This window comes from Rhodobacter sp. NSM (genome assembly GCF_052244495.1).
GTDB lineage: Bacteria > Pseudomonadota > Alphaproteobacteria > Rhodobacterales > Rhodobacteraceae > Cereibacter_A.
This window is the reverse complement of the sequence record NZ_JBQPXH010000002.1, coordinates 330,872-351,246: the sequence shown is the minus strand read 5'-3', so window position 1 is coordinate 351,246 and position 20,375 is coordinate 330,872. Positions and strand designations below refer to the sequence as shown.

At 68.7% G+C, this 20,375-nt stretch carries 18 protein-coding genes; 9 read left to right on the top strand and 9 right to left on the bottom strand.

Annotated features, from left to right (window positions below):
• Window positions 1–34: 34 nt before the first annotated feature.
• Window positions 35–1,264, top strand: a complete 1,230-nt coding sequence (locus tag ACTVZP_RS06170; RefSeq protein ID WP_443211233.1) for a UbiH/UbiF/VisC/COQ6 family ubiquinone biosynthesis hydroxylase — start codon at window positions 35–37, stop codon at window positions 1,262–1,264.
• A gap of 89 nt (window positions 1,265–1,353) precedes the next feature.
• On the opposite strand, the gene ACTVZP_RS06165 is transcribed toward ACTVZP_RS06170, so the two are convergent.
• From ACTVZP_RS06165 to ACTVZP_RS06140, 6 genes are all read right to left on the bottom strand, one after another.
• The gene (locus ACTVZP_RS06165; RefSeq protein ID WP_443211232.1) at window positions 1,354–1,533 is read right to left on the bottom strand and encodes a Trm112 family protein; all 180 of its coding nucleotides are present in this window, start codon (window positions 1,531–1,533) and stop codon (window positions 1,354–1,356) included.
• Window positions 1,530–2,174 (bottom strand): LON peptidase substrate-binding domain-containing protein, encoded by a 645-nt coding sequence (locus ACTVZP_RS06160; protein ID WP_443211231.1) that lies wholly within the window; start codon window positions 2,172–2,174, stop codon window positions 1,530–1,532. The genes ACTVZP_RS06165 and ACTVZP_RS06160 overlap by 4 nt, the downstream gene beginning before the upstream one ends.
• Window positions 2,175–2,201: 27 nt before the next feature.
• Window positions 2,202–3,116, bottom strand: coding sequence for a thioredoxin (trxA, locus tag ACTVZP_RS06155; RefSeq protein ID WP_443211230.1), 915 nt, complete (start codon window positions 3,114–3,116; stop codon window positions 2,202–2,204).
• Between the two features lie 177 nt (window positions 3,117–3,293).
• Complete coding sequence (locus tag ACTVZP_RS06150; RefSeq protein ID WP_443211229.1) at window positions 3,294–4,037, bottom strand: VOC family protein; 744 nt, start codon at window positions 4,035–4,037, stop codon at window positions 3,294–3,296.
• A 1-nt stretch (window position 4,038) separates the two neighbouring features.
• On the bottom strand, window positions 4,039–4,392 hold the full coding sequence (locus ACTVZP_RS06145; RefSeq protein WP_443211228.1) for a DUF1428 domain-containing protein: 354 nt from the start codon (window positions 4,390–4,392) through the stop codon (window positions 4,039–4,041).
• 67 nt (window positions 4,393–4,459) lie between these two features.
• Window positions 4,460–5,074 (bottom strand): TetR/AcrR family transcriptional regulator, encoded by a 615-nt coding sequence (locus tag ACTVZP_RS06140; RefSeq protein ID WP_443211227.1) that lies wholly within the window; start codon window positions 5,072–5,074, stop codon window positions 4,460–4,462.
• Window positions 5,075–5,264: 190 nt separating this feature from the next.
• Here ACTVZP_RS06140 and ACTVZP_RS06135 point away from each other — a divergent pair, with 190 nt between their 5' ends.
• Window positions 5,265–7,643 carry a DEAD/DEAH box helicase gene (locus tag ACTVZP_RS06135; protein ID WP_443211226.1) on the top strand — a complete coding sequence of 793 codons (2,379 nt, stop codon included), beginning with the start codon at window positions 5,265–5,267 and terminating at the stop codon, window positions 7,641–7,643.
• A gap of 71 nt (window positions 7,644–7,714) precedes the next feature.
• Here ACTVZP_RS06135 and ACTVZP_RS06130 read toward each other — a convergent pair whose 3' ends face one another.
• Window positions 7,715–9,571 carry a Hint domain-containing protein gene (locus ACTVZP_RS06130; protein ID WP_443211225.1) on the bottom strand — a complete coding sequence of 619 codons (1,857 nt, stop codon included), beginning with the start codon at window positions 9,569–9,571 and terminating at the stop codon, window positions 7,715–7,717.
• A 192-nt stretch (window positions 9,572–9,763) separates the two neighbouring features.
• The gene (locus tag ACTVZP_RS06125; RefSeq protein ID WP_443211224.1) at window positions 9,764–10,117 is read right to left on the bottom strand and encodes a hypothetical protein; all 354 of its coding nucleotides are present in this window, start codon (window positions 10,115–10,117) and stop codon (window positions 9,764–9,766) included.
• A gap of 128 nt (window positions 10,118–10,245) precedes the next feature.
• Between ACTVZP_RS06125 and ACTVZP_RS06120 the strand changes: the two genes are divergently transcribed.
• The 7 genes from ACTVZP_RS06120 (at window position 10,246) to ACTVZP_RS06090 (ending at window position 18,907) form a co-directional block, all read left to right on the top strand.
• Window positions 10,246–11,172 (top strand): NAD(P)/FAD-dependent oxidoreductase, encoded by a 927-nt coding sequence (locus ACTVZP_RS06120; RefSeq protein WP_443211223.1) that lies wholly within the window; start codon window positions 10,246–10,248, stop codon window positions 11,170–11,172.
• A 184-nt stretch (window positions 11,173–11,356) separates the two neighbouring features.
• A complete protein-coding gene (locus ACTVZP_RS06115) occupies window positions 11,357–12,946 on the top strand; it encodes a peptide ABC transporter substrate-binding protein (RefSeq protein WP_443211222.1) in 1,590 nt (529 codons plus the stop codon).
• Between the two features lie 55 nt (window positions 12,947–13,001).
• Window positions 13,002–13,925, top strand: coding sequence for an ABC transporter permease (locus ACTVZP_RS06110; protein WP_443211221.1), 924 nt, complete (start codon window positions 13,002–13,004; stop codon window positions 13,923–13,925).
• The gene (locus ACTVZP_RS06105; RefSeq protein ID WP_443211220.1) at window positions 13,918–15,057 is read left to right on the top strand and encodes an ABC transporter permease; all 1,140 of its coding nucleotides are present in this window, start codon (window positions 13,918–13,920) and stop codon (window positions 15,055–15,057) included. The genes ACTVZP_RS06110 and ACTVZP_RS06105 overlap by 8 nt, the downstream gene beginning before the upstream one ends.
• 1 nt (window position 15,058) lies before the next feature.
• Entirely contained in the window at window positions 15,059–16,678 is a 1,620-nt protein-coding gene (locus ACTVZP_RS06100; RefSeq protein ID WP_443211219.1) for an ABC transporter ATP-binding protein, read from the top strand.
• A gap of 26 nt (window positions 16,679–16,704) precedes the next feature.
• Window positions 16,705–16,884 carry a hypothetical protein gene (locus ACTVZP_RS06095; protein WP_443211218.1) on the top strand — a complete coding sequence of 60 codons (180 nt, stop codon included), beginning with the start codon at window positions 16,705–16,707 and terminating at the stop codon, window positions 16,882–16,884.
• A 79-nt stretch (window positions 16,885–16,963) separates the two neighbouring features.
• Window positions 16,964–18,907, top strand: a complete 1,944-nt coding sequence (locus ACTVZP_RS06090; RefSeq protein WP_443211217.1) for a heavy metal translocating P-type ATPase — start codon at window positions 16,964–16,966, stop codon at window positions 18,905–18,907.
• Window positions 18,908–19,103: 196 nt separating this feature from the next.
• On the opposite strand, the gene ACTVZP_RS06085 is transcribed toward ACTVZP_RS06090, so the two are convergent.
• Entirely contained in the window at window positions 19,104–20,342 is a 1,239-nt protein-coding gene (locus ACTVZP_RS06085; RefSeq protein ID WP_443211216.1) for a saccharopine dehydrogenase family protein, read from the bottom strand.
• Window positions 20,343–20,375 lie beyond the last annotated feature (33 nt).

The window sequence follows — 20,375 nt, the reverse complement described above, 5'->3', positions numbered from 1 at the left end:
TGGACAATCCCGCAGGCCCGGCCATATTGGCCGCATGACCCAGGTTGCCGACATTCTCATCGCCGGAGGCGGGCTGAACGGCCCCGCGCTGGCCCTCGCGCTGGCGCGAAACGGATTCTCCGTGACGGTCGTGGATGGACGGCCCGCGCCGCAGCGCGCCGAACCGGGCTTTGACGGGCGCGCCTATGCGCTGGCGCTGGCCTCGAAGCGGCTCCTGTCGGCGCTCGGGCTCTGGGAGGGGCTCGCGCCCCGGGCGCAGCCGATCCTGCGCGTCGTGACGTCGGATGGCGCCACCGCCACCGGTCCCTCGCCCTTCGTGCTGACTTTCGATCATTCCGAGATCGAGGAGGGGCCGATGGGCTTCCTGCTCGAGGACCGCTTCCTCTACGCAGCCTTCCTGGCCGCGATGCAGGCCGAGCCGCGCATCCGCCTGATCTCGGGCGCGACGGTCGAGGCGCAAGAGACCGACGCGGCCGGCGTCACCGTCACCCTCTCCACCGGCGACCGGCTCTCGGGCCGGCTCCTCGTCGGCTGCGACGGGCGCCAGAGCGGCACCGCGCGCCGCGCCGGCATCCGCCGCACCGGCTGGGGCTATGGCCAGACCGCCCTCGTCACCGCGGTCGAGCACGAGCGCCCGCACGAGGGCACGGCCTGGCAGTATTTCCTGCCTTCGGGACCGCTCGCGATCCTGCCGCTGCCGGGTGGCCACCGCTCCTCGATCGTCTGGAGCGAAGGCGAGGCCGCAGCGACCGAGATCCAGCGCCTGCCCGATGCCCAGTATCTCGATGCCCTGCGGCCGCGCTTCGGCGACTTCCTCGGCGAGATCCGCCTCGCGGGCGACCGCTTCACCTATCCGCTGTCGCTGTCGCTTGCCCACAGCTTCGTGGCCCCTCGGGTGGCCCTCGTGGGCGATGCGGCCCATGGGGTGCATCCGATTGCCGGTCAGGGGCTGAACCTCGGCCTCCGCGACGTGGCGGCGCTGGCCGAGGTGCTGACGCTTGCCGCGCGGCGCGGCGAGGATCCGGGTTCGGCGCTGGTCCTCGATCGCTATCAGCAGTGGCGGCGGTTCGACGCGACGGCCCTTGCCCTCGGCATGGACATGGTGAACCGCCTGTTCTCGAACGACAACCCCGTGCTCCGGGCCGGTCGCGACCTCGGAATGGGGATCGTCAACGCCCTCCCCGGCCTCCGCCGCGGCTTCATCCGGCAGGCGGCCGGCCTCTCCGGAGACCTGCCGAGGCTCCTGCAGGGCCGCGCGATCTGACAGATCCGGGCCTCCGGCCTTCATTCTCGCGGAAATATCCTCGGGGGTCCGGGGGCAGACAGCCCCCGGCGCCGGCCCAAGCGCCCGGGTCAGAGAGCCCGCGCCTCCGACACCAGCATGATCGGAATCCCGTCGCGGATCGGAAAAGCCAGCCGCGCCTGCTTCGACACCAGTTCCTGGCGCCCCGCGTCATAGCTCAGCACCGCCTGCGTGACGGGGCAGACGAGCGCCTCGAGCATCCGGCGGTCGAACAGGGGGGACTCGGTCATTGCATCACCTCTTCACCATTGCCGCCCCTCAGGGCGAATTCTATCAGCGTCACCAGCGTTTCCCGCCGCGTCTCGAGCGAGGGCGCCTCGAGCAGCGCCTGCTTGTCCTCGGGATCGAAGGGGCAGAGCATCGAGAGCGAGTTGATCAGCAACTCCTCCTCGGCCTCGCGCAGGCTTCCCCAGTCGGTCGAGAGCTCCATCGCAGTGAAGTAGCGGCCGAGCAACTCGAGAAAGGCATCGCGCTGAAATCCGCAGTCCGACTCCGTCGGGCCGAGATCGCGCGAGAAGTTCGTCCAGTCCACGGTGCAGCGGCGATAGGGGGTGAAGCCCTGGACCTCCGAGATCACCCGGAAGCGCGAGATCCCCGACAGCGTGATCATGTAACGCCCGTCCTCGGTCTCGGAAAAGCCGGTCAGCCTGCCTGCGCAGCCGATGGCGTGGAGGCGCTTCTCGGCCCCGCCAGGCACGTCGCGCGGCTGTACCATCCCGATCAGGCGCTGCTGCGTCTTCAGCGTGTCGTCGAGCATCTGCAGGTAGCGCGGTTCGAAAATGTGCAGCGGAAGGCGCGCCCGCGGAAGGAGCAGGGCGCCAGGCAGCGGGAACACCGGGATCACGTCGGGAAGGTCGGCCTGCTTGATCATGGGCTCTCAACTAGCCCGCCCCATCCGTCAGGCAAATATCATCGAGGAGAGCCGCCGGCGCCCTTTCAGAACAATCGGATCGGTCGGCTTCAGCGCGTCGAAGATGATGAAAAGCTGCGTCCGCGCCGCCCCCTCGTTCCATTCGCGGTCGCGCCGGAAAAGCTCGAGCAGCTGGTCCACCGCCTCGTCCACCCGCCCCGCGGCGTGAAGCGCGAGGGCGAGGTCGAAGCGCGCCTGATGGTTGGCCGGATCGGCCTCGACGGCACGGCTGAGTTCGGTGACGGGTCCGGCCTTGGCGGCCTGCCGTGCCAGCTCGATCTGGGCACGGGCGCCCTCGATCTCCTTGGTCTTCGCGATGGCGGCGGGAGCGGCGGCGGCATAGGCCTCGGCCTGGTCGAGATCGCCGGCCGCGAGGTGGCAGCGGATCAGCCCCGAATAGGCCGCGGCATTCTCCGGCTCCTCGCCGAGGATCGCGGCGAAGGTCTCGAGTGCGTCCACGATCGCGCCTTCGGACAGCATCTCCTCGGCGGCGGCGAGTGCGTCGGCGAGGCCGCCGTCGCCGCCCATGGCCGCGATCTTCTCCACGAACTTCTTGATCTCGGAGGCCGGCAGCGCGCCCTGGAAGCCGTCCACGGGCTGCCCCTCGAAGAAGGCATAGACCGTCGGGATCGACTGGATGCGCAGCTGCGCCGCGATCATCTGGTTCTCGTCCACGTTGACCTTGACCATGCGAACCTTGCCCTTGGCAGCCGTCACCGCGGCTTCGAGCGCCGGCCCGAGCGTCTTGCAGGGCCCGCACCAGGGCGCCCAGAAATCGACGATCACAGGAACTTCGCGGCTGGCGTCGATCACATCCTTCATGAAGGTCGCTTCCGAGGCGTCCTTCACGAGGTCGCCCTGCGGAGCGGCGCCGTTCGCGGGATTTTCACCGAATCCGAGCATGGTTCATCCTCCGTCTGACGTGGTGCCCCTATATGCGCGCGGGTCCGTCAAAGTCCAAGAGGCAAACGGTCGGCGCATGGGCGTGCCGATCCGACGTCATCCGGCAATGGGCTTCCGGCCGAGGCTTCGGAGGCAGGAGGCGAGGCCGGGCGGCCGAAGGCGCCCGGGATCGTGCTCTCAGCCCTTCGGGCCGACGAGGCCGAACATATGCCCCTTCGGATCCAGAAACTGCGCGATCCACATGGCGCCCGGCACCTCCTGCGGGCCGAAGATGTGCTGCGCCCCGAGTTCCTTCGCCAGATCGATCGAGGATGCGATCGATCCGGTCGTGAAGTAGGTCAGCCAGCGCCGGGGCACCCCTTCGGGCGCGCGCATCATGCCCCCGATGGTGGTGCCTCCGGCGGCAAACATCTGGTAGGGCCCCATCTCGCCCATATCCATCGCAGTGTCCTTCGTCCAGCCGGCGAAGTCGGCGTAGAAGGCGAAGGATCGTTCGGTATCCGCACCGTAGAGTTCGTCCCAGACCGGCAGGCCCGGCGTGCCCGGACCGGCCGCCGGAGGAGGCTCCGGCCGGGCGGGCGTCATCAGCACGAAATGCGCGCCGTCGGGGTCGCACATGATCTGCATCCGCCCGACCTCTTCCATCTCTTCGGGTTCGCCGACCGCCACTCCGCCCGAAGCCGCGGCCGTCCGGGTGGCCTCGTCGACATCCGGGACGTGCACGTAGCCGATCCATCCCGACGGCTGCGGCGCCTTCTCCACCTGTATTCCCGCGACCGCGGCACCGCCGGCCCGCATGACGAGATACGGAGGCTCGATGCCCGGAAAGGGCTCCGCCTCCCAGCCGAGAAGGCGGCCGTAGAAGGCCGCCTCCGCGTCCGGATCCTCGGTGGTCAACTCGTGCCAGATGAACCCGCCCATGTCAGACATCCACGATGGTCTGGAACCCGCCATAGATCATGCGCTTGCCGTCGAAGGGCATGTCCTTGCCCATCTCGGCCATCTCTGGATCCTCCATCATCTGCTTCCAGGCGACGTCCCGCGCCTCCTTCGACGGCCAGACGATCCAGGAAAAGACGGCGGCCTCGGACTCCTCCTGCTTTACCGCCATGCGGAATGAGGTCACCTTGCCCTCGGGCACGTCGTCACCCCAGCATTCCACCACCTTGAGCGCGCCGAGCTCCTTGAACTTCGCTGCCGCCTGCGCGGCGTGGTCGATGTACTTCTGCCGGTTGTCCACCGGAACGGCACAGACGAATCCGTCGACGTAAGGCATCGCAAGTCTCCTTTTCTGGAAGGCCCCGAAGGGCACTGTTCGTCCCGGCCACCTCCCGCCGCCGGGATCAGGCCCCGGATCGACCGGGGATCGAGAACATCAGGCAGACATACCGTCTCAAGTGATCCAGCGCCTCGGATACCGCAGCCTGCCCTCCTCCGGCCTTGGCGAGGATGAAGCTGCCCTGCAGCACCGCCTGCATGTGCCGCGCAAGACCTGCCGGATCCACCCCGGTGACGCCACGCGCCTGCATCGCCTCGGCCAGGTCGGCCTCCAGCGTTCTCGCATGCCCGTAGATGCTTGCGGCGCAGGCCGCCCGCACCGCATCGCAGCCGTGGGCCTCCTGCACGATCGTGCCGACGAGACAGGTGTAGTCCGCGACTTCGCCTGCAACGAGCGAACGTCGAAAGTCGATGTAGGCGAGCACGCGATCCAGCGGATCCGCAGGCTCGTGATACGGCGCCTCGGCGAAGAGGCGCCCCGTCATGTCTGACCAGTTTTCGGCCGCCGCCACCCCCAGCGCCTCCTTGCTGGGAAAGTGGTGGAAGAAGGCGCCCTTCGTCACGCAGGCTTCGCGGCAGATGGCCTCGACGGATGTCGCCGCGAAGCCCTGCTCGCGCACCAGCCGCGTTGCCGCCGCCAGCAGCCGTCTGCGCCCGTCGCCCCTGCCGCCCGCACTCATCAACGATCCTCTCCGCCTGAACATACCGAACGGTATGTCGGAGTCAAGCCGCTATACATGCCGGGTCGAATCCTGTAGAGCGCCCGGACGGCCCAGACACTCTGGACGGCGGGCGAGGAGGCCCGGCCGCGATGGGAGCAGGTTGGCCGTCAACCCGGGCGCCCGAGCGCGCCCCCCATTTGGCAGATACATGACCCATACCGATATTGCCGCGCCTCTGGCTGCGGCCCTCGCCGCCAAGGGCTACGAAACCCTCACCCAGGTCCAGGAGGCGGTGCTCGCCGAAGGCGTGGCCGGGCGCGATGTCCTCGTTTCCGCCCAGACCGGGTCCGGCAAGACCGTGGCCTTCGGCCTTGCCGTGGCCCCCGAGATCCTGCAGGGAGCCGAGCGGCTGCTCTATTCCGATGCGCCCATTGCGCTCGCCATTGCTCCCACGCGGGAGCTTGCCCTGCAGGTCGCGCGCGAACTCGGCTGGCTCTATGGCGAGGCGGGTGCGCATATCGCCACCTGCGTCGGCGGAATGGATTACAGGACCGAACGTCGTGCGCTCGATCGTGGCGCGCATATCGTCGTCGGCACCCCCGGCCGCCTGCGCGACCATATCGAGCGCGGTTCGCTGGATCTTTCGGGCCTGCGCGCCGTCGTGCTCGACGAGGCCGACGAGATGCTCGACCTGGGCTTCCGCGAGGATCTGGAATTCATTCTCGGCTCCGCGCCGGAAGAACGTCGCACGCTGATGTTCTCGGCCACCGTGCCGAAGGAAATCGAGGCGCTGGCGAAGGAATTCCAGCGCGATGCCGTCCGCATCCAGACCGCGGGCGAGCGGAAGCAGCATGCCGACATCGAGTATCGCGCCCTGACCGTCAGTGCACGCGACAGGGAGCATGCGATCTTCAACGTGCTCCGCTTCTACGAGGCGCCCTCGGCCATCGTCTTCTGCAAGACGCGGATGGCGGTGAACCACCTGCTCGCGCGGATGGGCAACCGAGGCTTCCAGGTGGTGGCTCTGTCGGGCGAGCTTTCGCAGCAGGAGCGGACCCATGCGCTGCAGGCCCTGCGCGACGGCCGTGCCCGCGTCTGCATCGCGACCGACGTGGCCGCACGGGGCATCGACCTGCCCGGACTGGAACTCGTGATCCACGCGGACCTGCCCACGAACTCGGAAACGCTGCTCCACCGCTCGGGCCGGACGGGTCGCGCAGGCGCCAAGGGCGTGTCGGTGCTGATCGCCGCCCCCTCCGAGGTGCGCAAGGCCCAGCGACTGCTGACCGGAGCGAAGCTCGTGGCCGACTGGGGCAAGCCGCCCTCGGCCGACGAGGTGCAGGAACGTGACGATGCGCGGCTGCTCGAGCATCCGGTGCTTGGTGTGGATCTCTCCGAAGAGATGCCGCTGGCCGAGAAACTCCTCGAGCGCTTCGGCCCCGAGCAGATGGCCGCGGCCTTCGTGCGCCTCTGGCGTGAAGGGCGCTCGGCCCCCGAGGTGCTGCAGGATCTCGCCCCGCCAGAGCCGGCGCAGCGCGCCCCGCGCGAGCGGGGAGAGTTCGGCGAAGCCGTCTGGTATGCCGTTGCCGTGGGCCACACCGGCCGGGCCGAGGCGCGCTGGCTGCTGCCGAAGATCTGCGAAGCGGGCGGCGTGACCAAGAACGAGATCGGGGCGATCCGCGTCCAGCAGGAGCAGACCTTCGTCCAGATCGCGAAGGCAGCGGCAGGACGCTTCGGCGAGGCGCTCGAGATCGAGGCCGGCGTCGGCATGGTGCGGATCGAAGGCGAGCCGATGCTGGAGCGCCCGGAGAGACCCGTCTCCCGCAAGCCGCGGCCCGAGCAAGGCGAGCGCCATCGGCCGGAGCGGAATGACGAAGCACCGCGGCGCGAAAAGACCCCCTACCAGCGCAAGCCGTCGCGCTTCGTAGACGAAGCCAATGAAGCGCCGCGCAGCGGCTGGACCCCCGACGACAACCCCGAACGCGCGCCGCGTCCGCGGCGGGACGAGCGCCCGCCGTTCGCGAAGCGTGAAACGAGCGATGAGTTCCGGCCGCGCCGAGAGGGCGTCGGCGACGACGAGGGGCGCAAGCCGCGCCGGGCTCAGGACGATCGGCCGGCCCGTCCCGGCGCCAAGGTGCAGGCCGCCAGGGCAGAGGCCACCGGCCGGTCCGCCGGCTACAAGTCGCACGGGGGCACGGCGTCTCGGTCGGCAGGCTACAAGTCGCACGATGCGGAAGCGCCAGCCCGAGGCAAGACGCGCGGCGACGAGACGACCCGCCCGTTCAAGCCGCGCGCAGAGGACGCTCCGCGCTCGACGGGCTCAAGGACCCCTTCCAAGGTGGCTCGGGGCGATGCCGAGGGCGTGCGCGCCCGTAGCGGAGACGAGCGCCCGGCCCGGTCTGCCGGTTTCAAGGGGGCCCGCGACGAACGCCCCGCGAAGCCCCGCAGTGAGGGCGGCACCGACAGGCCGCCGCGCGCCGGAGGCTTCAAGAAGGAGTTCGGCAAGAAGGACGCTCCGCGCAAGCCGCGCGCCGATGCATCCGACACGAGCCGTCGCTTCACGCCGCCGAAGAAGCCGCGCGGCTGAAGCCGGCGATCTTGCCGCAAGCGCCGCTGCCTGACGGGCGGCGGCGAGCCGTGCTGCAGACGGGATGACGGTCAGGCCGCCGGGTCGAGCGCGCCTTGGCCTTCATCCGGCGCCTGCACGTCGGACGGCGCCTGCGACGCCAGCAGCGCGCGCGCCTCGTGGGCGCGCAGGGTCGGACGCGCGGCCGGGAAGCTTGCCGCACCCTCTCGGGTGGCAAGCTCGGGGAAGATGGCGAAGAGTTCGGCCCGCTGGTCGGCATCCAGCCCCTCGATCGTGCGGTCGCCGGGCTGGAAGCTCTCGGTCCATGTGCCGTCGGCCATGACGATCTCGTGCCGATCGAAGAGCACGTGAAGATAGGTCACGTCGTTCGCGGCGGCCTCCTCGACGCCCGGCTGTCCGAGCAGATGTGCGGCCCGCACCAGCAACTCGCCTTCGCCGAAGAGAAGCTCCGCTCGCGCGCCCCAGATAAGCATGCGGTGCTGGCGCGACACCATCATGTCGCGCGATGGCCGGTCAGGGCCCAGGGCACCTCGCCGGATCAGGATCGGCCGCAGCTCGGGCTGGAAGGACAGCATCGAGGACGGCAGGTGCCGCCGGCCGATCCAGCGGACCGGACGATAGCCGCTGTCGCGGGTCAGGACCCGGTCGCCGACCCGGAGGTCCTCGACCGCCACCTCTCCCCGCAGCGTCAGCAGGAGGCTGCCCGGAGTGAAGCAGGGAACGTAGCGGATCTTCTCGATGTTCTCGAAGCGGATCGACTGCGTGCCGCTTGGCGTCTCGAAGTAGATCCACCCCGATTCCGGGTCATCCTCGTCCCGGACGACCGTATAGGGATAATCTCCGCCGACATTGAGGATCAGCACGTCGCGATCGCCATCGTCGGAGTCTTCGCCGCCGACGATCGTGTCACCCAGACCTGCGACGACGGTATCGTTTCCCGCTCCGCCGGTCAGGACGTCACTGCCGTCGCCCCCATCGATCCGGTCGTTGCCGTCGCCACCGAGCAGCGTGTCATCTCCCGACCCGCCGTCGAGGGAATCGTCGCCCGCCCCGCCCTCGACCACATCGCTGCCGGCCCCGGCGAGAACCGTATCGTTGCCGTCGTCGCCGAACAGGCTGTCGTCGCCGGCGCGGCCGTCGATGACGTCGTTGCCGCCTCCGCCATGGATGACGTTCGTGTAGATGTCGCTGCCGGTCGTCGACTCGCCGTCGAAGCCGACCAGGGTGTCGTCATGCGTCGAACCGATCAGGCCGTCGACCCCGCTCAGGACGTCGCCCTGTGCGTCGCCGCCCGAGGCGGTCCAAGTCGTCAGGTTGACGTTGACCGCGCTCGCGGAGCCGCTGTAGTCGGCAATGTCGAGCCCGGTGCCGCCGTTCAGCGTGTCGGCACCGGCCCCGCCTGCGAGGCTGTCATTGCCGTCGCCGCCCGAGAGGTTGTCGTTGCCCTCTCCCCCGGACAGGCTGTCGTCTCCCGCATCGCCGGACAGGGTATCGGTCCCCACCCCGCCCTCGAGCGTGTCGTTACCGGCACCGCCGTCGAGGCTGTCGTTGCCTATCCCGCCATCGAGGTCGTCGCTGCCGTCGCCACCCAGGAGCGTGTCGTTGCCAGTCCCGCCGTCGAGCACGTCGTTGCCGTCGCCGCCGGACAGGCCGTCGGCACCGTCGTCGCCCGAGAGGGTGTCGTTGCCCGTCGAACCGATGAGACTGTCGTTGCCCGAGCCTCCCAGCAACTGGTCGTCGCCGGAGCCGCCGTCGAGGTAATCGGCATCGTTGCCGCCATCGAGCAGGTCATTGCCGTCGTTGCCGTAGATCGTGTCGTTGCCGGAGAGGCCCCTGAGCGTGTCGTTGCCACCATATCCGGTCATGGTGTCGCGGTTATAGGTGCCGGTGAGGCTGTCGTCGCCGCTCCCGCCGTTCCTCGTCGCCATCGCTCTTCACTCCGCCTGCCCGAAGTGCGGCATGCCACGCGAACACGGGCGAAATCCGCAGAAATTATGTCAATTTCTTGGCTGGATTATCCGGTGGAGAATCTTGTCGCAAGGTCAGCCGGCGCACGCATACATGCTTGCGCGGATCGGTCAGCGAAAAAGATCTGGCGTGATATCACATTGATAGCTTGCTCAGACCGGCGCGGCGAGGTGAATTGCGACGGAGAGTCGCGACCCCGAAGCCTCCACGAGCGCGAAGCTGTGGCAGCCGTTGTCCAGCAGTGCCGCAATCATCCGGACCGGCAGGCTCGAAAGCTCGGCGACCGCCCGGCCGGCTTCGTCGATGAGAAGCACGATCCCCGAGGCGAAAGGCTTCCGCGGGTCCCGGATCAGGCGCAGCACCTCGCCTTCGGCGGGAGGGTGCGCCACGAGGACGGGTGCCGCATCGCAGGCAAGAACCCTCACGGCTCCCGCGAGCCTGCAATCCGCCTGAACCACCGCCGCTGCAGGGGGGCGGTTCCGCAACGGATCTTCGGTCGCGATCATTCGGCTCTCTCCTGCTGCGTCGCCGGTTCAACCTCTAGAAGCCGTTTTGGTTCATGCAAGATGAAATTTTCACTCTGGAACGTGCAACCGCCCTGTATGTTGCGCAAGTTCAACCAGCGAGTGAACGCATGACCGATTGCATCGTGGTAGGCGCAGGCCCGGCCGGCCTGACTGCCGCCATTTTCCTCGCACGCTTCAGGCGGAGCGTGGTGCTGCTCGATGGCGGTGAAAGCCGCGCGTCGTTGATTCCCCGGTCTCACAACCACCCGGCCTTTCCCGAAGGCATTCGGGGGCCGGAGCTTCTCTCGCGGATGCGAAGCCAGCTCGGCCGGCTGGGGATCGAGCCTGCGCCGCTTGCGGCAGGGACCGCGCACCGCCTGCCGGAAGGCCTCTGGCAGATCGACACGACGCAAGGACCGCTGACCGCCCGCCACGTCATCCTCGCCACAGGGGTGCGCGACCGGTTGCCCGACCTGCCGGATGCGCGGACCCATGTCCGCGAGGGGCTGATCAGGCAATGCCCGGTCTGCGACGCGTTCGAGGTCACGGACCGCCGGATCGCGGTCCTCGGCAGCGAGGACTGCGCGGTGAGCGAAGCGCTCTTCCTGAGAGGCTATACCGCCGACATCACGCTGATGACCCTCGGGCAGGAGCTGCCGGAGACCTGGCGCCAGAAGCTCGCCGCCGCGGGCGTGGAGGTCGACGACCGGACCGTCAGGCACATCGAGGCCCGTCCGGAGAGCGGGGTGACGGTTCATCTGCCGGACGGCACGTCACGCCGGTTCGACGCCGCCTATGCGGGGCTGGGGAACGAGCCCCAGACCGACCTCGCCCGGTCGATGGGTCTGCCGCTTCTGCCGGACGGCCGCATCGGGACAGACACGCATCAGCGCACGGCTCTCCCCGGCGTCTGGGCCGCGGGCGACGTGGTGACCGGCCTCAACCAGATCGCCGTGGCGATGGCACAGGCCGAGATTGCCGCCACCGACATCCACAACCGCCTGAGGTGCCGCGAAGGCCTGAGCATTGCGCAGCAGCCGGAGACCTGGGGCTGAGGCGGCGGCATTGCGCGCGGCCCGCGGCAAGGGGAACGGAACCGCATCCCCGGCCGGATGTTCGGCAAGCGACCGGCAAGATCTTGCTCATCCGCATGTGCCGTTGCGGCAAACGGGCTTCCTGCGGCTGCGAAAGATGCGGAAGGATCCACTCAACCAGAAGGACAACAAGGAGGACAATCCCATGACGACCCTTTCGCTTCGCACGGGCGCCTGCGTGCTCGCGCTTCTTGCGGGAAGCGCCGGCATTGCCGCCGCACAGGTGACGCTGGTGCGCGGGAACGACACCGACCCCGCGACGCTCGACCATCACCTGACCTCGACGGTGGCCGAGAGCCGCATCATGAACGACCTCTACGAGGGGCTCGTGGTGCAGGATGCCGAAGCCAAGGTCGTGCCCGGCGTGGCCGAAAGCTGGGAGATCTCGGAGGACGGCCTCACCTACACCTTCAAGCTCCGCGACGACGCGAAGTGGTCGAACGGCGATCCCGTCGTGGCCGAGGACTTCGTCTTTGCCCTGCGGCGCATCATGACGCCCGCGACCGCGGCGGTCTATGCGAACATCCTCTATCCGATCGCGAATGCCGAAGCCGTCGCAACCGGCGAGATGCAGCCCGAGGAACTGGGCGTCGAGGCGGTGGACGAGCGCACACTGAAGTTCACCCTGAACGCGCCTACCCCCTATTTCCTCGAACTGCTGACGCACCAGTCCTCGCTGCCGATGCACCGGGCGACGGTCGAGGCGGAAGGGTCGAACTTCACCAAGCCCGGGGTGATGGTCACGAACGGCGCCTACAAGCTGGTCAGCTTCGTGCCCAACGACCGTATCGTGCTGGAGAAGAACGAGAACTTCCACGACGCCGCCAATGTGGCCGTCGATCGCGTGGAATGGGTGCCCTTCGAGGATCGCTCGGCCTGCCTGCGCCGCTTCGAGGCGGGCGAGGTGCAGATGTGCACCGACGTTCCGGCCGAACAGATGACCTACATGCGCGAGAACCTGAAGGACGAGCTGCACGTCGCTCCCTATCTCGGGACCTACTATCTGCCGGTGAAGGGCGCCGACGGCAGCCCGCTCAAGGACAAGCGGGTGCGGCAGGCCATCTCGATGGTGCTGGACCGGACCTTCATCGCCGAGGAAGTCTGGCAGGAGACCATGCTGCCCGGCTACACGATGGTCCCGCCCGGCATCTCGAACTACGTGCAGGACCCGCCGTCTCTCGACTATGCCGACGAGGATCTGCTCGACCGGGAGGACAAGGCCAAGGCGCTGCTCGAGGAGGCGGGGGTCGCCGAGGGCAGCCTGACGGTGCAGCTCTCGTACAATTCGTCCGAGAACCACCGGAACACGATGACCGCCATCGCCGACATGCTGAAGAACGTCGGCATCAACGCGACGCTGAACGAGATGGAAGGGACCAACTACTTCAACTACCTGAAGGAGGGCGGCGCCTATGACATCGTCCGCGCGGGCTGGATCGGCGACTACTCCGACCCGCAGAACTTCCTGTTCCTGTTCGAGTCCGACGTTCCCTTCAACTATCCTCGCTGGAAGAACGCCGATTACGACGCGCTGATGGACAAGGCCGCGCAGACGATCGATCTGGACGAACGCGCGCAGATCATGGCGGAGGCAGAGAAGATCTTCCTCGACGAGGTTCCGGCGATTCCGCTGCTGACCTATTCCTCGCGCGCCCTCGTCTCGGACAGGGTGCAGGGCTATGCGGACAACCTGCCCGATGTTCACCTGACCCGCTGGCTCTCGCTCGCGCAGTAATCCGTTCCGGGGCGCGGCAGCCATTGCCGCGGCCCCTCTTGCGAGGGCCATCCCGATGCTTCGCTACACGCTCCGGCGGCTTGCCTCGGCCGTGCCAACCGTCTTCATCATCGTCACGCTGACCTTCTTCATGATCCGCATCGCGCCCGGCGGTCCGTTCGACCTCGAGCGGCAGGTCGATCCGCTGATCATGGAGAACCTCAAGCGGGCCTACAATCTCGACGGCTCGCTCTGGTCGCAATACCTGACCTACATGGGCAACCTGCTGAGGGGTGACCTCGGCCCGTCGTTCACGAAGCGCGATTTCACAGTGAACGACCTCTTCGCCTCGGGCCTGCCGATCTCGATGCTTCTGGGCGGCCTCGCCATATCGCTCGCCGTGCTGATCGGAACGCTTCTGGGCGCCATCGCCGCGTTGAGGCAGAACTCCTGGCTCGACTACACGATCGTGGGCCTCGCGACCTTCGGCATCACGACGCCGAATTTCGTGGTGGCGCCGCTCCTGAGCCTCTTCTTCGGCGTGATCCTGCACTGGCTGCCGGCGGGCGGCTGGTCATCCTCCGATCCCGCCTACTGGGTGCTGCCGGTGGTGACGCTCGCCCTGCCGCAGGTGGCGGTGATCGCGCGCCTCGTTCGCGGCGCGACCATCGAGGCGTTGCGCTCGAACCACGTCCGCACAGCCCGCGCCTATGGCCTGCCCGCCCGGACGGTGGTGGTGAAGCACGCGCTGCGCGCGGCCATGCTGCCCGCCGTCAGCTACCTCGGCCCCACCGCCGCGGGTCTCCTGACCGGATCGGTCGTGGTGGAAACCATCTTCGGCCTGCCCGGGATCGGGCGCTATTTCGTGCAGGGCGCGCTTGGGCGCGACTACACGCTCGTGATGGGGACCGTGGTGGTGATCGCCCTCTTCATCCTGCTCTTCAACCTGATCGTGGACCTGCTCTACACGCTCCTCGACCCGCGGGTGCGCTATGACTGAGATGCCCGTTCCCACCCCCGGCACGCCCTCGCCCCAGCCCGAAGCCATCGTTGGCCGCTCGCTCTGGCAGGATGCCTGGATCCGGCTGCGCAGGAACCGCGCCGCGGTCGCCTCGGCGCTGGTGCTGGCCTTCCTCGGCCTCGTCGGCATCTTCGGCCCGATGCTCTCGCCGCACGACTACACGCGCGTCTATCCGCAGTTCGTCCGGGCACCGGCCAGCCTCGAGCCCTATCCGCGGGCCGACGTGGTGATCCCCAACTTCGAGCGCACCATGGCCCGCGCCCGGATCGAGGGCACGCCGGTGCTGGAGAACGGCACCGTCTCCGTCCAGATCCAGGACGAGGAGCCCATCGACGAGCGCATCCTGCGCTACTTCCAGCGGTCCGACCTCTTCATCAATCCGCGGCTCGACCTTGCGCCGGACGGGCTGAGCGGCACACTCTCGGCCGATGTGGAGCAGCTCTACTTCCTCTTCGGCACCGATGCCGTGGGGCGGGACCTCATGTCCCGCATCTTCATCGGCGTCCGGATCTCGCTCGCCATCGGGCTTCTGGCCTCGGCCATGGCGCTCCTGCTGGGCGTCACCTACGGGGCGATCTCGGGCTATCTCGGCGGGCGGGTCGACAACGTGATGATGCGGATCGTGGACGTGCTCTATTCGCTCCCGTTCATCTTCTTCGTCATCCTGCTCGTGGTCTTCTTCGGGCGAAACCTCGTCATCATCTTCATCGCCATCGGCGCGACCGAATGGCTCGACATGGCGCGGATCGTGCGCGGCCAGACGCTCAGCCTCAAGCGGCAGGAGTTCGTGCAGGCGGCCGAGGCGCTCGGCGCCACGCGCGCGGGCATCCTCATGCGCCATGTGGTGCCGAACACGCTCGGGCCGGTGATCGTCTTCGTGACGCTTCTCGTGCCCAAGGCCATCCTGCTGGAAAGCCTGCTCTCGTTCCTCGGCCTCGGCGTGCAGGAGCCGCTGACCTCGCTGGGCCTGCTGATCTCGGAAGGGGCCGCCAACATGCGCGGCGCGCCGTGGCTTCTGATCTGGCCCGCCCTCACGCTGACCGCGATCCTGTTCGCGCTGAACTTCCTCGGCGACGGATTGCGCGACAGCCTCGATCCGAAGGACCGCTGAGATGGAGCCCGTTCTCGACGTGAAGGGCCTCCGGGTCACCTTCCAGACCAACGACGGCGAGGTGGAGGCCGTGCGCGGCATCGACCTCTCGGTGATGCCCGGCGAGACCGTGGCCATCGTGGGCGAATCCGGCTCGGGCAAGAGCCAGACCACCATGGCGCTCATGGGGCTTCTGGCGCAGAACGGCCGCGCCACCGGCTCGGCCCGCTATCGCGGGCGCGAACTGATCGGCCTGTCCGAGCGCGAGCTGAACAAGGTGCGTGGCGACAAGATCACCATGATCTTCCAGGAGCCGATGACCTCGCTCGACCCGCTCTACCGGATCGGCGACCAGCTGGCCGAGCCGCTCCGCTTCCACCGCGGCCTCTCGAAGCGCGCGGCGCGTCCCCGGATCGTCGAGCTTCTGGGCCTCGTGGGCATCCCCGAGCCCGAGCGGCGGATCGACAGCTACCCGCATGAGCTGTCGGGCGGACAGCGCCAGCGGGTGATGATCGCCATGGCGCTCGCCTGCGGCCCCGACATCCTGATCGCCGACGAGCCCACGACCGCGCTCGACGTGACGATCCAGGCGCAGATCCTGACGCTGCTGGCCGAACTGCAGAAGCGGCTCGGCATGGCGATCCTCTTCATCACCCACGACCTCGGCATCGTGCAGCGCTTCGCCGACCGGGTCTATGTGATGCAGGCGGGCGAGGTGGTCGAGACCGGCGAGACGGCGGCGCTGTTCGAGGCGCCGTCGCATCCCTACACGCGGATGCTGCTCGATGCAGAGCCCGAGGGGACGAAGGCGCCGCCGCCCGAGACGGCGCCGGTGTTGATGGAGGGGCGCAACGTCGAGGTGGTCTTCTCGAGCGGCGGCGGCCTCTTCGAGGCGCCGAACAAGCTGCGCGCCGTGGACGGCGTGTCGGTCCGGCTCCGGCAGGGCCAGACGATCGGGGTGGTGGGCGAGTCCGGTTCGGGCAAGTCCACCCTCGGGCGGGCGCTGCTGCGGCTCCTGCCTTCGGCGGGCCTCGTGACCTTCGAGGGTCGCGAACTCGCCCGCGACGCGGCCGAGATGCGCCCGCTGCGACGCCGGATGCAGCTCGTCTTCCAGGACCCGTTCGGCTCGCTCTCGCCGCGGATGACCGTGGGCCGGATCATCACCGAGGGCCTCAAGATCCACGAGCCGGGCCTCTCCACCCGCGAGCGCGACCGCCGCGCGGGCGAGGCGCTGGCCGAGGTGGGCCTCAGTCCCGCGATGCGCAACCGCTACCCGCACGAATTCTCGGGCGGCCAGCGCCAGCGCATCGCCATCGCCCGGTCGATGATCCTGAAGCCGAAGGCGATCGTCCTCGACGAGCCGACCTCGGCGCTCGACCGCTCGGTGCAGAAGCAGATCGTGGACCTGCTGCGCGACCTGCAGGCGCGCCACGGGCTCTCCTACCTCTTCATCAGCCACGACCTCGCCGTGGTCCGGGCGCTGTCGGATTACATCGTGGTGATGAAGGAGGGCCGCATCGTCGAGGAGGGCCAGACCGCCGACATCTTCGACCGTCCACAGGAGGGCTACACCCGCACCCTCATGGCTGCCGCGCTCGAGACGCGGCGCTTCCGCGAAGAGGCGGAACGGACCGGCGCCTGAGCGGTTTCCCCGCCGAGGAGGATGCCATGACCGACAAGGACAAGTCAGCGCCGGACGACCGCAGGCGCGAGGACAACGTGGTGGACCAGCGCCATCAGCAGACAGACCCGGCCGGGAAGGACCGTGAGGATCCGGGCGAGGCCGGCCCTCACCGGTCGCAGAAGCAGCCGGGACAGGCACCGGAAGACCCTCAGGACAGACGCTGAGCCGCAGGGGGGCGAGGCAACTTGACGCGTCTCGCCCCCTGCGAGTCGTTCGCGCGCGACAGGGACGGGACGATGCGCGATGTCCGTGGCAGCCAGAGAGCCACGGATGAGCATGATGACCGACGAGCGCGCACCCCTGATCCTGACAGGCCTTACCCTCGTCGGAATGCTTGCGGCCGCAGCGGTGCGCTGGGGGATCGGCACCGCCGAGGCCCCGTGGCCCGTGGTCGAGGGCGGGGCGTTGCTCCTCGTCTTCCTCGCGGGGGGGGTGCCGGCGGCTGTTCGCGCGCTCACCGCCCTCTGGCAGGAACACGAACTCGACATCGACCTTCTGATGGTCATCGCGGCCCTCGCCGCGGCGGCTGTGGGTGCCGCCATGGAGGGCGCGGTCCTTCTCACCCTCTTCAGCTTCTCCACCACACTCGAGCAACGCGCCATGGGCCGCGCCCGCAGGGCCATCGAGGCGCTGATGGAACTCCGCCCCGACCGGACGTTGCGGCGCACGCCCGGAGGCACCGAGGAGGTGGCCGTCGAGGATCTGCGCCCCGGCGACGTGGTGGTGCTGCGCCCCGGCGCTCGGGTTCCCGTGGACGGCATCGTGGTCGAGGGCGAGGGATCCATCGACGAATCCACCATCACTGGCGAGTCGATGCCGGTCGCCAAGAGCCGCGGCGCGTCGGTCTTCGAGGCCACGGTGAACCTCCACGGCGTGCTCGAGGTCGAGGTGCGGCGGCCGCTGTCGGAAAGCACCGTTGCGCGGATGATCCAGCTCGTGACCGAGGCGCAGGCGGCGCGCGCGCCCTCCGAGCGGTTCTCCGAATGGTTCGGCCAGCGCTACACGGTGGCGGTCCTCGTCGGCTCGATCCTCGCGCTTTTCGGCTTCCTCTGGGCCGGCCGCGCCTGGGACGACGCGCTCTACCGGGCGGCCACGCTCCTCGTCGCGGCGAGCCCCTGCGCCATCGTGATCTCCGTCCCTGCGGCCATCCTCTCGGCGCTCTCCGCCGCGGCGCGAGGTGGCGTGCTCTTCAAGGGCGGGGCCGCGCTCGAGACGCTGGCCCGCGTGAGCACCTTCGCCTTCGACAAGACCGGCACCCTCACAACCGGCCGGCAGGAGGTGGTCGAGATCGCCTGCGACGGCGATCAGGATGCCTTCCTCACCCGGCTTGCCGGCCTCGAAGCCCATTCCGAGCACCCCATCGCCGACGCGATCCGCCGCGCGGCCGAAGCGCGGGGACTGCAGCCCTTCCCCGTGCGCGAGGCGCGCGCCGTGCCGGGCGAGGGGATGGTGGGCGTGGACGACGGGGGGATGATCTGGGCCGGCAACGCCCGGCTTGCGGCCCGGATGGGCGCCCGCGGCGCACCGGCGGACCCCTCGCCCTCCGTCGCCGCCCTTCATCAGGGAGCGGAAACGCTGGTGCTGCTGGGCCGCGGCACCCGCATCCTCGGCGCCCTCACCGTGGCCGACCGCCCGCGGGACAGCGCACGCGCCGGGATCGAGGCGCTGCGCCGGGCCGGGGTGGCCCGGATCGAGATGCTGACCGGAGACCGCCGCGCCGTGGCTGAACGGATCGGCACGGGCCTCGGGATGGACCCGGACGAAATCCACGCCGACCTGCTGCCCGAGGACAAGGTCCGCGTCGTGGCCGATCTCGCGGGACGCAGCCAGGTGGCCTTCGTGGGTGACGGCGTGAACGATGCGGCCGCCCTCGCCCGCGCCGATGTCGGCATCGCCATGGGCGCCGCCGGATCCGAAGTGGCGCTGCAGGCCGCCGACGTGGCGCTGCTCTCCGAGGACATCGGCCGCCTCGCGGCCGCGCACCGCCTCTCGCGGCGGACAGCGCGGATCATCCGTCAGAACCTGGTCTTCGCGATGGGTGCGATGGTGATCCTGGTTCTCTCCGGCCTCTTCCTCGAGCTGCCGCTGCCGCTCGCGGTCATCGGCCACGAGGGCGGCACGGTGCTCGTGGTGCTGAACGGCCTGCGGCTCCTCGCTGATCCGATCCGTCGCCGGAAGAGCGCCTGACCGCAGGACCGCCGGGACACCCGAACTCTCCGGCGCAAGCTTCGTGTGCGGAACGGTCCCCTGCACCGCCTCCGCGCCCTTTCGCCTTTCACTCTGCTTAAATATCCCGGGGTCCGGGGCAGAGCCCCGGCGGGCTCCGCAGGAAAAGGCCCGGCCGCAGCAAGCGACCGGGCGCAATCGATCCATCTGAGGCCGATCAGAACTCCAGCGCCCGGTCCCCGGCCGCATCCTTGATCCGCGTGGGCAGGCCCATCCGGTTCAGCAGCGCGAGGAAGGGCCTGGGATCCAGTTCCTCGACGTTCACCATCTTCTTCACGTCCCAGGTTCCTTCGGCCACGAGGATCGCGGCCGCCACCGGCGGCACGCCCGCCGTGTAGGAGATCCCCTGTGCGCCGACCTCGGCATAGGCCTCGGCATGGTCGGCCACGTTGTAGATGAAGACCTCGGCGGGCTGGCCGTCCTTCGTCCCCTTCACGATATCGCCGATGCAGGTCTTGCCGGTGTAGTCGGGGGCGAGCGACGAGGGATCGGGCAGCACGGCCTTCACCACCTTCAGCGGCACGACCTCGAGCCCCTCGGCCGTCGTCACCGGCTGCTCGGACAAGAGGCCCAGGTTCTTCAGTACCGTGAAGACGTTGATGTAATGATCCGAGAAGCCCATCCAGAAGCGCACATCGGCCTGCGGATAGTTCGCCGACAGCGAATGCACCTCGTCGTGGCCGGTCATGTAGGCCTTCTGCCTGCCCACGACGGGCAGGTCGAATTCCTGGCCCACCTCGAACATCCGGTTGGCCTGCCAGGCGCCGCCCTGCCAGGAATAGACCGTGCCGGTGAATTCGCGAAAATTGATCTCCGGGTCGAAGTTGGTCGAAAACCAGCGCCCGTGGCTGCCTGCGTTGATGTCCACGATGTCGATCGAGGCAACCTCGTCGAGATAATCGTCCGCCGCCAGCCGCGCATAGGCGTTCACCACGCCCGGATCGAAGCCCACGCCGAGGATCGCCGTCACGCCGGCCTCGGCGCAACGGGCGCGCCGCTTCCACTCGTAGTTGCCATACCAGGGCGGCGTCTCGCAGATCTTCGACGGATCCTCGTGAATTGCCGTGTCCATGTAGGCGGCGCCGGTCTCAAGGCAGGCCTCGAGCACGGGCATGTTGACGAAGGCGGAGCCCACGTTGATCACGATTCCGGCGCCCGTCTCGCGGATGAGCGCGGCGACGGCTGCGGTGTCCATCGCGTCCACCGAATGGGCCTCGAAGCTGCCCGGCACCTTCATCGCGTTCTTCGCGTGAACGGAATCGATGATCGCCCGGCATTTCGAGACCGTGCGCGACGCGATGTGCAGGTCGCCCAGCACGTCGTTCGCCTGCGCGCATTTGTGCGCCACGACCTGCGCGACGCCGCCGGCACCGATGATCAACACGTTCTTCTTCACTTCGAACCGTCTCCTTTCGATCCTTGAGGGAGA